The 12,282-nt window shown below is 57.5% G+C and carries 12 protein-coding genes; all 12 read left to right on the forward strand.

All coding sequences use genetic code 11. The features are described 5' to 3' along the window. Positions 1 to 453, forward strand: a 453-nt coding sequence (locus H9C73_RS15750; protein WP_209288856.1) for a TRAP transporter large permease subunit, incomplete at its 5' end; no start/stop codon positions are given. Positions 454 to 503: 50 nt separating this feature from the next. Continuing rightward, a complete protein-coding gene (locus H9C73_RS15755) occupies positions 504 to 1,004 on the forward strand; it encodes a universal stress protein (protein WP_209288857.1) in 501 nt (166 codons plus the stop codon). Positions 1,005 to 1,100: 96 nt separating this feature from the next. Beyond that, entirely contained in the window at positions 1,101 to 2,846 is a 1,746-nt protein-coding gene (locus H9C73_RS15760) for a SulP family inorganic anion transporter (RefSeq protein ID WP_209288858.1), read from the forward strand. A 71-nt stretch (positions 2,847 to 2,917) separates the two neighbouring features. Then, on the forward strand, positions 2,918 to 3,316 hold the full coding sequence (locus tag H9C73_RS15765) for an acyl-CoA thioesterase (RefSeq protein ID WP_209288859.1): 399 nt from the start codon (positions 2,918 to 2,920) through the stop codon (positions 3,314 to 3,316). A 29-nt stretch (positions 3,317 to 3,345) separates the two neighbouring features. After that, on the forward strand, positions 3,346 to 4,374 hold the full coding sequence (locus H9C73_RS15770) for an AI-2E family transporter (protein ID WP_209288860.1): 1,029 nt from the start codon (positions 3,346 to 3,348) through the stop codon (positions 4,372 to 4,374). Between the two features lie 70 nt (positions 4,375 to 4,444). Next, positions 4,445 to 7,312 (forward strand): HD domain-containing phosphohydrolase, encoded by a 2,868-nt coding sequence (locus H9C73_RS16180; protein WP_236014338.1) that lies wholly within the window; start codon positions 4,445 to 4,447, stop codon positions 7,310 to 7,312. A gap of 109 nt (positions 7,313 to 7,421) precedes the next feature. Continuing rightward, positions 7,422 to 8,195: an ABC transporter ATP-binding protein gene (locus H9C73_RS15780; protein WP_209288861.1), complete on the forward strand. Its 774-nt coding sequence runs from the start codon at positions 7,422 to 7,424 to the stop codon at positions 8,193 to 8,195. A gap of 62 nt (positions 8,196 to 8,257) precedes the next feature. Beyond that, positions 8,258 to 9,016 (forward strand): transporter substrate-binding domain-containing protein, encoded by a 759-nt coding sequence (locus H9C73_RS15785; RefSeq protein WP_209288862.1) that lies wholly within the window; start codon positions 8,258 to 8,260, stop codon positions 9,014 to 9,016. A 53-nt stretch (positions 9,017 to 9,069) separates the two neighbouring features. Then, on the forward strand, positions 9,070 to 9,762 hold the full coding sequence (locus H9C73_RS15790) for an ABC transporter permease (protein WP_209288863.1): 693 nt from the start codon (positions 9,070 to 9,072) through the stop codon (positions 9,760 to 9,762). Beyond that, positions 9,759 to 10,493, forward strand: a complete 735-nt coding sequence (locus H9C73_RS15795; RefSeq protein WP_209288864.1) for an ABC transporter permease — start codon at positions 9,759 to 9,761, stop codon at positions 10,491 to 10,493. Before H9C73_RS15790 ends, H9C73_RS15795 begins: the two co-directional genes overlap by 4 nt. Before the next feature lie 125 nt (positions 10,494 to 10,618). Beyond that, on the forward strand, positions 10,619 to 11,554 hold the full coding sequence (locus H9C73_RS15800) for a ZIP family metal transporter (protein WP_209288865.1): 936 nt from the start codon (positions 10,619 to 10,621) through the stop codon (positions 11,552 to 11,554). A 131-nt stretch (positions 11,555 to 11,685) separates the two neighbouring features. Further along, on the forward strand, positions 11,686 to 12,156 hold the full coding sequence (locus H9C73_RS15805) for a Dps family protein (protein ID WP_209288866.1): 471 nt from the start codon (positions 11,686 to 11,688) through the stop codon (positions 12,154 to 12,156). The last annotated feature ends 126 nt before the right edge of the window (positions 12,157 to 12,282 follow it).

Here is a 12,282-nt window from a genome sequence, read left to right on the forward strand (position 1 = left end):
CTGTTCGCAGTGGTGATCGGTGCGCTGATCTTCTCCGACTTCATCAACCGTGCCGGCCTGCCGGACATGCTGCTGGAATTCGTGACCACGCTGAACGTGGCCCCGATCGTGGTGATTCTGGCGATTCTGGCGATCTACATCGTGCTGGGCATGGTATTTGAAAGCCTGTCGATGATGCTGCTGACGGTGCCGGTGTTCTATCCGCTGGTCGCGAGCATGGGCTTCGATCTGGTGTGGTTCGGGATAGTGGTCGTCGTTGTGACCGAGATCAGTTTGATCACACCGCCGGTGGGTATGAATGTATTCGTACTCAGTGCAGTATTAAGGGATGTGAAAACGGGCACTATCTTCAAAGGTGTGACCCCGTTCTGGTGTGCAGATATTGTGCGTCTTGCGCTGATTGTATTCGTCAGCCAGATCGCGCTCTTCCTGCCGGAGCTGCTGTACCGCTGATGCGGTGCAGCCTGTCCTTCCCGCCATAAGGGGAAGAGAGGAGTATTGAGATGTTTCATGACGTAAAAAAAATCCTGTACGTTTCCGACCTGGAAAGCGGCTCCCGTCCGGCTTTCCGTGCAGCCGTCAGCCTGTGCGGTCACTATTCGGAATCCCAGATTACCTACCTGCATGTGATTGAGTCTCTCTCCGGCACTACCCGCAGTGTGCTCAGCAACATGATGGAAAAGGAAGAGATGGACGAGCTGCTGCAGAAAGGCGTTGAAGCACTGAGCGGCAAGATTCGTGAACGGATCGAACGTTTCTGTGAAGACGAACTCGAGGAACATGAAGTCCTGAGTCTCAAGAATATCGACGCGCGCGTTGAGGAAGGCACTCCCTGGAAGACCATTCTCAAGGTTGCAGATGAGATTGAGGCTGATGTTATCGTCATGGGTACTCGCAAGCACAGCTCACTGGGTCAGGCCCTGATGGGGTCGACTGCAACCAAAACGCTGGCGCACTCCAAACGGCCTGTATTGGTTGTCCCGTTGGGAGTGTACGGTAAGTAAAACACCAAACCCGGCATCTGCCGGGTTTTTTGTATCTGGCAGTAAGAGCTGTCACTATAAGGACCCTTCCGGTTCAAGACACAGTGCCTGCTATCTATGCCACCCTGGATCAGCAAATTTCTTCCTTTCCTCCGCTGGCGTGATCGTGTCACGCCCGACAACCTCAAGGCCGATTTCGTGGCGGGGTTGACCGGTATGGTACTGGTACTGCCGCAGGCGGTGGCTTATGCGTTTATTGCCGGGTTACCGCCGGTCTACGGGCTGTACACGGCGATGGTGTCAGCGATGATTGCCTCCCTGTTTGGTTCTTCCTGGCACCTGGTTTCGGGCCCGACCGCGGCGCTGTCCATCGTGGTCATGAGTGTCATTACGGGGCTGGGCAGCTTCTCGGCCGAGCAGTATGTGGGGCTGGTGATCAGCCTGACCCTGCTGACCGGTCTGATCCAGCTGGCACTGGGACTGTTTCGCATGGGCAGCCTGGTGAACTTTATCTCGCATACCGTGGTGATCGGGTTTACCGCCGGGGCGGCGATTCTGATCGCCGTGAGCCAGCTAAAGCACCTGTTCGGCATTGATCAGCCCGGCGGGTTGTCGATGGTGGCCACCATTGAACATCTGGTTGGTGAAATCGACGCGATCAATACCGTGGCACTGGAAGCCGGTCTGATTACACTGGTGGTCGCCGTGCTGGTACGCAAGGTCAACCGCAGACTGCCGCATCTGCTGGCTGGCATGGCGGCAGGCAGTCTGGCCTGCTACCTGCTTGATCCGGCAGGGACTGCCGTCACCTATGTGGGGGCATTGCCGGGACAGTTGCCTCAGCCCGTATTGCCGGAGTTCTCCTTTGCCACGCTCAAGGCACTGGCGCCCGGTGCTCTGGCCGTAGCCCTGTTGGGCTTGATTGAGGCGGTGTCGATCGCGCGTGCGATCGCGGTGCGCTCCCAGCAGCAGATCGACGGCAACCAGGAGTTTATCGGCCAGGGGCTGTCGAATGTGGTGGGCAGCTGCTTTGCCTGCTACGCCAGCACCGGCTCCTTTACTCGTTCGGGCGCCAATTACGACGCCGGCGCACGTACTCCGCTGGCAGCGGTGTTTGCGGCTCTTTTGCTGGCGGTGGTAGTGATAGTCGCCCCCGAGCTGACCGCGCGGTTGCCGCTTGCTGTAATGGCTGGGTCCATTCTCCTGATTGCCTGGAACCTGGTCGATGTCAGCAGCATCCGCCATATTCTGTCCAGCAGCCGCTCAGAAGCGGCCATTCTGCTGGTGACCCTGTTCTCCACATTGCTGATCGAGCTTGAGTTTGCCATCTACATCGGCGTGATGCTGTCGCTGGTGCTTTACCTGCGGCGCACCTCGCAGCCACGAGTGACCGAAGTGGCGCCCTTGCAGCAGGGGGGGCGCCGTCACATCCGCAACATTCAACGCTATGCGCTGCAGGAATGTCCGCAGCTGAAAATGATTCGAGTGGATGGCTCTCTCTTTTTCGGTGCGGTCGATCATGTGCAGCAGGAGATCCGTCGGCTCACCGAACCCGGTAGCGGAGTAAAACATATTCTGCTGATCGGCAAAGGGGTCAACTTTATTGACGTAGCGGGCGTCGAAATGCTGCATCAGGAGATAAAGCGGCTTGAGGCGCTTGGTGGCGAACTGCTGATCAGCTCGTTGAAGGGGACGGTCACGGATGAACTGGAGCGTACCGGTGCCCTGAAGCAGCTGGGTGAAGAGCGCTTTCATGAAACGCCCCGATCAGCGATAGAAACGCTGATTCCGCTGCTTGATCAAGGGCGGTGTGAGGGGTGCAGCAAGCGCATCTTCCGGGATTGCCCAGACCAACGCAGTTAAGTGGATCCCTCTCCGTATAACAGTAACCACTGTTATACTCCCGTTTCCATTTGTGAAGGACACGCGTTTCTATGTTTTCTCAGACACTCACCCCGTCTTTTTACGATACGGATGCCTTGGGTCATATTAACAATACCCGGGTGCCGCAATGGTTTGAGGGCGCTCGTAACGACCTCTTTCGGATCTTCACTCCCGATCTGGACATGAAGAAGTGGGAGCTGATCATGGCGCGCATCGAGGTCGATTACGTGGGTGAGCTTTTTTACGGGCGAGATGTGGAAATTCGAACCTGGGTCTGCAAAATTGGCAACAGCTCGTTTACCGTGCTGCAGGAAGCCTGGCAGGATGGCAAGATGGGCGCACGCGGCAAGGCATTTATGGTGCGCTATGACTTTGCCAACGGGCGGGCACTCACACTAACGGATGATCAGAAAGCGATGTTGGGTGTTCATTTCAAGGACGATATCTGAGCGTCCCAAGCGCAGGAGGCAAGCAGGCAATGACCGACACCAACATGAGTTCGCTTTCGACCGGTTTTAAATGGCTGGTCGGGCTGGCGGCTTTAATGATTATTCTGGGCGCGCTCAAGCTGGCAGAAGCGATTGTCGTGCCGATGCTGCTGGCGATCTTTGTGGCCATTATCTGCGCACCTCCATTGGCCTGGATGACCTCACACCGTGTACCGCCCTGGCTGGCCATCGTACTGCTGGTCTTTGTATTGATGATCTTCAGCTGGGTACTGGTGCTGTTTGTGGGCTCGGCCATCGATACCTTCACCCTGCGGCTGCCCAACTATCAATCCCGGCTGCAGGAAGAGGCGGTGAAGTTGCTGCCCTATCTGGAACGGCTTGGCCTGCCGGTTACGCGAGAGCAGTTTCTGAACCACTTCAATCCCGGCTCGGTCATGCGGCTGGCAGGGAATGCATTGACCAACCTGGGCGGCCTGCTCACGGACCTGATGCTGATCGTCTTCGTGGTGATTTTCCTGTTGATGGAAGCGACCCTGCTGGGGGACAAGCTGCACAAGGCACTGCCCAGTGCGGAAAATTCGCTGCAGCAGGCGGATGACTTCGTACGCCGGGTGAACAAATACCTGGTGATCAAGACAACCGTGAGCCTGGTGACCGGCTTTCTGATTACGTTCTGGCTGTGGATTTTGGGGGTGGACTTTGCACCCCTGTGGGGGCTGGTTGCGGCCCTGATGAACTTCATTCCCAATGTGGGCTCCATTATCGCGGCGGTCCCGGCGGTACTGTTGTCGATTGTTCAGCTGGGGCTGCCGGATGCGGCGCTGGTGGCCGCCGGCTACGTGGCGGTGAATCTGCTGATGGGGAATGTGCTGGAGCCTCGTTACATGGGAACGGGGCTGGGCCTGTCACCTCTGGTCGTGTTCCTGTCCTTGATGGTATGGGGCTGGATGTTCGGCCCGGCCGGGATGTTCCTCTCGATCCCCTTGACCATGATTGCCAAGATAGCCCTGGAGCAGAACCCTTCCACGCGCTGGATAGCCATTATGATCGGGAATTGACGCCTGATCCGGCGTGGGCTGGTCTATACTGTCGGGAGTCTGACGAGGCAGCCAGTCATGAGGCTAAAGGATGGCACACCTACGCAAAGGGTGGCCGTTGCAGAGCATATTTGCAGCGGTCATTGTCGTTACAACCCTGCTCCTGAGCACGGTTCTGATCACCCGGGCTTATCTCGATCAACGTGAGTTGTTGCTGGAGGCTGCCGAGTCGTCCTCCCGCCAGCTGGCCAGCCGGCTCGATAGTGTGAATCTCAGCCTGCTGGCGCCGGTCGAAAACAGCCTCAAGATTCTTGTCCACGATACCCTGTTGCAGGCGGATACGCTGGATGAGCGCTTGCAGCGCCTGCCGTTGCTGGTGCAAGTGCTGGAATCCAATCCCGTCACCAGCGCTGTGTATACCGGCTACCCGGATCGTGATTTTGTATTACTGCGTGAGATTCAGGCAGGCATCGCGACCAAGCGATTGAATGCGCCGCCCGGTGCCGCCTGGATGGTACAGAGCATCGACCATCAGCCGGAGGGTTCGGTTGAGCGGCTTTGGCTGTTCTACTCGAAAGATCTGGCGCTGCTGGAATCACGCGAGGTGCCCGACTACCTGTTCGATCCCACGTCGCGGCCCTGGTTTCAACAGGCGCAGAACAAGGATGCCCCTCGGCTGACACCCCCTTATGTGTTTTTCACCACCCGAGAAGTGGGGGTTACCTTGTCGCATGAGTCGCCTTCGACGGGGGCCGTGGTGGGGATCGATGCGTCAGTGCAGGAGATATCCCATCAGCTCAGAGATCTGCAGACGGACACGGCGCACGAAATGGTCGTCGTTGACCGCTTTGGCACCGTGGTCGCCTGGCCGCAGCTGGATCAGATGCTGATTGCTGAAGGGCAGCAGATCCGCCTGGCATCATTGGGAGAGCTGGGCGTGCCCGCATTGGAGAAATTGATGTCCGTGTCCAGGCCGGACGGGAAAATGGTGCGATTCGATGAGCGGGGCGAAACCTGGTTTGGCCTGCGCCAGCCCCTGTTAACGCTGCAGGGGGAGTCACTTCAACTGCTGGTAACGGTGCCGGAGCATGACTTGCTGGCCGGCATCAACGACCGGCGAGTCAACTACGTCTACTGGGCCCTGTCGGTCACGCTGCTGGCGCTCTTGCTGGGGACCTGGGTGGCCTATCGCATGACGCGCCCGCTGGGGCATCTGTCGCAGTGGGTAGCTGAACTGGCGCGATTCGACTTCAGCCGTGAGGGCATTAAAAGAACCGGCATACGGGAAGTCAATGAGCTGAACCGGGTGCTGGGCGGTATGGCCAACGCGATTCGGCATTTCAAGGCGATCAGTTACACCCTGGCTCGGGAGCAGGCGCTGGACCGTATGCTGCCGGCCGTGGCTGAGCACTTGAAAGCCAGTGTCGGTGCCGAGCAAAGCATGATTTACCTGTTGGACCCAGATCGAAACGAACTCAAGCTGGCCAGTGCCCGCACGCAGGAGTGGAAAACGGCCCTGCCGGCCAGTATCCAGTGCGAGTCAACCGATCCCAAGCTCATTCAGGCGCAGCTGGAAGCGGCGCTGCCCAAAGGCAAGGAGCACTGGCTGGTGACGGCGCTGGAGGGGCGTGAATCCCTGCCGTCCGGCTTCATGGTGCTGGGGATGGGGAACGGCAATGGCAAAGTCCGGCAAACGCTGGTCAGCTTTGTAAATGAGCTGTCCGGGTCGGCCGCAACGGCGATTGAGACCCGCCGATTGATAGAAGCCCAGAAACGCCTGCTGGATGCCATCGTTCGCTTGCTGGCGGATGCGATCGACGCCAAGTCGCCTCATACCAGCGGCCACTGTGAGCGCGTACCTGAACTGGCACAGATGGTTTTGGACGCGGCCTGTAACAGTCGTGAAGGTGAATTCGCCGGCTTCAGCATGAGTGATGACCAGCGTTACGAGTTTTATCTGGCTGCCTGGCTGCACGATTGCGGCAAGATCACGACGCCTGAGTATGTGCTGGACAAGGGGACCAAGCTCGAAACCCTGTATGACCGCATCCACGAGATTCGAACGCGCTTTGAAGTGCTCTGGCGTGATGCCGAAATTCGCTATCTCAAGGGGCTGCTTGAGCAGGGCGACGGAGCGGTGTTGCGGGAACGCCTGATTGCTGATCAGGAAAGGCTGCAGGCCGATTTTGCACTGGTGGCCAAGCTGAATCAGGGGACTGAGTCGGTATCAGATGAAGACGTGAAGGCCCTCGAGCAGATTGCCGGCTACACCTGGCTGCGCCATTTCGACAAACGTCAGGGCGTGTCGGACAAGGAGCTTGAACGTATGCCCCCGGAGCGGGACAACCTGCCCGTGACGGAGCCTCTGCTGGCGGATCGGCCCGAGCACCGGGTGCCCTGGAACGGTCGCCGCCCTCCGGTTGAGCCGCATGACCCCAACAATGAATGGGGCTTTGACATGGCGCTGCCCGAGTATCAGGAAAACCATGGTGAGCTCTACAACCTGACTCAGCGCTACGGGACTCTGACCCCTGAAGAGCGCTTCAGCATCAATAATCATATCGTTCAGACGATTCGCATGCTGACCAGTCTGCCGTTTCCCCGCCATTTGCAGCGCGTACCGGAAATTGCCGGTAACCACCATGAGCGTGTGGATGGGGAGGGCTATCCAAGACGGTTGAACGCCGGTGAATTGAGTGTTCCGGAGCGAATCATGGCGCTGGCGGATGTGTTTGAAGCACTGACCGCCGCTGATCGGCCCTACAAAAAGGCCAAAACCCTGTCCGAGTCGTTGCGCATACTGGCGTTCATGGCGCGCGATGGACACCTTGATCCTGCCGTATTCAAGCTGTTCCTCGATTCTGAAGCCTATCTGGCCTATGCGCACAGGTATCTGACACCCGAGCAGATAGACCCTGTGGATAAACGTCAGCTGTGGCAGCTCGTCAGGTCCGGTTGACGGGGCTTGTGGTGGCACTGTTGGCAAAGGATGACGCTATGGGTCTTTGGTAGTACAATCGGCCGTTTACTTTTTATGTGATGGCGGTATGTCGTATCAGGTTGAGGCCATGACCGAGAAAAATATTGCTCTTGAACTGGACGATATCCACAAGTCCTACGGTTCTCTGGAAGTGTTGAAAGGCATCTCCCTCAGTGCCAGTGACGGTGAGGTGATTTCGATCCTGGGGTCGAGTGGGTCCGGCAAGAGTACCTTGCTGCGTTGTATCAACCTTCTGGAGCGCCCCAGTCGAGGCAGCATCCGCATCGCCGGAGAGGCGCTTGATCTGGTGCCCGGAAAGGACGGTGATCTGCGCGCGGCCAACTCACGCCAGCTGGAACGCATGCGCTCCAGAATCGGTTTCGTGTTCCAGAATTTCAATCTCTGGCCGCACAAGTCCATTCTTGAAAACATCATTGAAGCGCCGGTTCAGGTGCTGGGGCAGTCGCGTGATCAGGCGATCAGCCGCGCAGAAGAGCTTCTGCAGCGCGTGGGGTTGTCCGACAAGCGTGATGTATACCCGGCCAATCTGTCCGGCGGTCAGCAGCAGCGCGTTGCCATTGCCCGTGCGCTGGCGATGGATCCGCAGGTGTTGCTGTTTGATGAGCCCACCTCGGCGCTGGACCCGGAACTGGTGAATGAAGTGCTGGCAGTCATGCGCTCACTGGCTGAAGAGGGCCGTACGATGCTGATCGTGACGCACGAAATGCGCTTTGCACGCGAAGTGTCCAGTCAGGTGGTGTTCCTGCATCAGGGGCAAATTGAAGAGTCCGGCACGCCGGAAGAAGTGTTTGATCGCCCGCAATCTCAGCGCGTGAAGGATTTTATGGCTAGCCACGCCTGATAGTCTGGATATAGCCTAGGGCAGGGAAGACCTCCAATAAAAACTGAATCGGTGAGAAGAGTATGAAAATAAACAAGCTGATGTCCGCCGCTGCTCTGGCGGCCCTGACCGCGTTTGGCAGCACTGCAGCCATGGCGGCAGACAAGATTCGTATCGCAACCGAAGGCGCCTACATGCCGTTCAATGGCATGAATGAACAGGGCGAGCTGATCGGTTTTGACGTGGATATCGCCCGTGCGCTCTGCGCCGAAATGCAGGCGGAATGTGAAATTGTGGCGCAGGATTGGGATGGCATTATACCCGGCCTGATGGGGCGCAAGTACGATGCCATCATCGCCTCCATGTCGATCACTGAAGAGCGTCTGCGTGTCGTGGATTTCACCGACCGTTACTACTCCAATGTGCTGGCGTATGTTGCGCCTGAAGGCAAGGACGTTGATATCAGCAAGGCGGGCCTGGAAGGCAAGACCATTGGTGCTCAGCGTGCCACCATTGCCGGTCAGTACCTGGAAGACAACCTGGCGGACGTAGCGAATATCAAGCTGTACGACACCCAGGATAATGCCTATCTGGATCTGGCCAGCGGCCGCCTCGATGTATTGCTGTCCGACAAGTTCCCGGCCTACGACTGGCTGCGCACTGAAGATGGCAAGGGCTTTGAGTTCAAGGGCGAAGACATCGATATCGATGACAAAATCGCCATTGCGATCCGTAAGGGCGATCCGCTGAAAGAGAAGTTCAATGCGGCGATCAAGGCCATCGTAGAAGATGGTACTTATGAAGAGATCAACGCCCGCTACTTCCCGTTCTCCATCTACTGATAACAGGTCGGGACCACTCCTCGGGTGGTCCCGTTCATCGGATATTCTGATCAATGGATCTACTCGGTTTTGGTGACTTGTTGCTGTCCGGCACCTGGGTGACGGTGAAGCTGGCACTGACAAGTCTCGCGTTTGGTCTGGTGTTCGGGTTGCTGGGAGCGGCGGCGAAGCTGTCCGGTTTCTGGCCTCTGCGTGCACTGGCAACCCTGTATACCACCTTTATTCGTGGTATCCCGGAGCTGCTGTTGGTGCTGACCATCTACTTCGGTGGCTCGATGGTGCTGATGGCCATCGCCGAGCAGTTTGGCTACACCGACTATATCGAAATCAGTGCCTTCGCCGCAGGCGTGGCTGCACTGTCAATCGCCTTTGGGGCCTACTCGACCGAGGTGTTCAGGGGAGCCATTCAGGCGATTCCGAAAGGCCAGTGGGAGTCGGCTCAGGCACTGGGCATGACACGGGGAAAAACCTTCTTTCGCATCATCCTGCCGCAGGTCTGGCGTCTGGCTCTGCCGGGGCTGGGCAACCTGTTTCAGGTGCTGCTGAAGGATACGGCCCTGGTATCCGTGGTCGGCTTGAATGATCTGATGCGTCAGGCCTATGTGGCCACCGGCTCGACCAAGCAGCCGTTTACCTTCTACATGGCGGCGGCCATTATCTATCTGGGGCTGACGGTCCTGTCGACGGCGATGACGACCTGGATGGAACGCCGTGCTGATCCTGCTGCAAGGAGGGCTGCGGCATGAACTGGAACTGGGATGTGATTGTCGAGTACTTCCCGCGCCTGATCGATGGCGTTTGGGTTACGCTCGAGCTGATTTTCCTGTCAGGCCTGTTCGGGCTGATGCTGGCCGTGCCGCTGGCACTGATGCGAGCATCGCAAAGCCGCTGGCTGCGCCTTCTGCCGTTTGGCTACATCTTCTTCTTCCGTGGTACACCGCTGCTGGTGCAGATCTTCCTGATCTACTATGGTGCTTCGCAGTTCGATGCGGTGCGCGAATCAGTGCTCTGGCCCATTCTGCGCGAACCCTACTGGTGTGCCATTATTGCCTTCACGTTGAACACGGCGGCCTACTCGGCCGAGCTGATTCGCGGGGCGATTCAGGCAATCCCCAAAGGTGAACTTGAGGCTGCCGATGCCTTCGGCATGAGCCGCTGGCTGAAGATACGCCGCATTGTCCTGCCGCGTGCGTTTGGCATTGTGCTGCCGGCATATGGCAATGAGCTGATTCTGATGCTCAAGAGCAGCTCGCTCGCATCCACCATTACGCTGCTCGATATCACCGGTGCCGCGCGTACCATCATTGCCCGCACCTATACGCCGCTGGAGATCTTTGCCACGGCGGGTGTACTCTATCTGACCATTGCGGCCATCATGATCGGCTGCTTCCGCCTGCTGGAGATGCGGTTGAACCGTCACCAGCACTACAAGATGCCGACGGAGCTGAGCGCAGTCGATCCTCGGCTGTCTGATTGATTCTGTCAGCCTGAGCTTGCGGGCTCCATAGCACAGTTTAATGGCCGGGATTGGCGATCCTGATTGGATTTGAAGCCAGCCCCGGCCTAGCATGCAAGAAAACCTGTGCAGCCTTGGAGGCCATGATGGAGCAGGCTCAGGCCAAAGCCCTCAACCAGTCTTTCCTGATCGCGCTGAAGCATGAGCTGAGGCGACATCGCTTTGCTGCGGCCGGCATGGCCGTGTCTGTATCTGTCATCATGTTGCTGTTGCTTCAGAGCACTCTGGTGGAGCTCCAGAATGGTGGTGGCGAGCGGTTTCAAAATGCGCTGCTGGGTGGCTTTGGCGGCTTTGTTTCCACCGCCGTTGGCGCTTTTGCCGCGCTTCTGATGCGCAATATCAAGGCTAGAACCCAGGATGTCATGCTGGGATTTGCTGCCGGCATGATGCTGGCGGCCAGTGCATTTTCGCTGGTCCTGCCCGGGGTTGAAGCAGCTGAACGGCTGCTGACGCTACCCATACTGGCCGTGGCCACTGTGATCGTCGGGATGGGGCTTGGTGTACTGCTGATGTTGGGCCTTGACCGCTTTACGCCGCATGAGCACGCCAAGACGGGCCCCTGTGGCCCAGGAGTTGAGCGGATTGGGCGTGTCTGGCTGTTCTTTCTGGCGATCGCATTGCATAACCTGCCAGAGGGGATGGCGATCGGTGTCAGCTTTGCTGAAAACGATATGAGTGTCGGCATGCCGTTGACCGCGGCAATCCTGTTTCAAAATGTGCCTGAAGGGCTGGCCGTGGCACTGGCGCTAAGAGCTGCTCTGTTGAGTCCGCTGATGGCTGCTGTGGTTGCATCCGGTACTGGCTTGATGGAGCTGCTGGGGGCTTTTATCGGCATCGGTATCGGCACCGGAATGCCGCTGGCATATCCGGTCGGGTTGGGGCTTGCCGCGGGCGCGATGATTTTTGTGGTGTCGCACGAGGTCATTCCGGAAACGCACCGCAATGGCCACCAAACCCCGGCCACGCTGGGGTTGATGGGCGGCTTTTCGGCTCTGCTGGTGCTCGACACCCTGTTGGGGTGACTGGCGCCTGAGTACGCCAGTACCTGCTTCATTAATCGGGTCTATCGAAAAAATAGTAAGAGTCTTTTGGCTTCAAGGGGCGGGTCTGTACTAAGCTGACCCTACATTTGAAGCATGAAAGGAGGCTGACTATGCAAACGAACCGCATCGGGTTGGATACGGAGAAATCCACACATCTGGCCAAGCGTTTGAACGAGCTGTTGGCCAGCTACCAGATTTTTTACATGAATGTGCGCAGCTACCACTGGAATGTGCGCGGTCCCGAGTTTTTCGAATTGCACGTCAAGTTTGAAGAGCAATATAACGACCTGTTGCTGAAAGTGGATGAAATTGCTGAGCGCATCCTGACACTGGGACAGCCCCCCATGCATGCTTTCAGTGCCTATCTTGAAACCAGCACCATACAGGAAGCCCACAACGTGACCGAGGGTAAGGCCTGTGTGCGAGGACTGCTGGATGGCTACAAGACATTGATTGAAATGCAGCGTGAAATCATGGAGCTGGCAGGAGAAGCCAGTGACGAAGGGACTGCAACGCTGATGAGCGATTATATTACCCAGCAGGAAAAGACCGTTTGGATGTTCAGTGCCTGGATGGGCTGATCCACAGCAAGTTGATGTCAGGGATGATGGAACAGATAAAGGCGCCTGAGGGCCACTGCTGTCCCATAGTTTTCGATCATAAAGGGATCCTCATTTGAGGGTCCCTTTTTTGTGGCTTTAGTGGAG

The organism is Marinobacterium alkalitolerans (assembly GCF_017776525.1).
GTDB classification, from domain to species: domain Bacteria; phylum Pseudomonadota; class Gammaproteobacteria; order Pseudomonadales; family Balneatricaceae; genus Marinobacterium; species Marinobacterium alkalitolerans.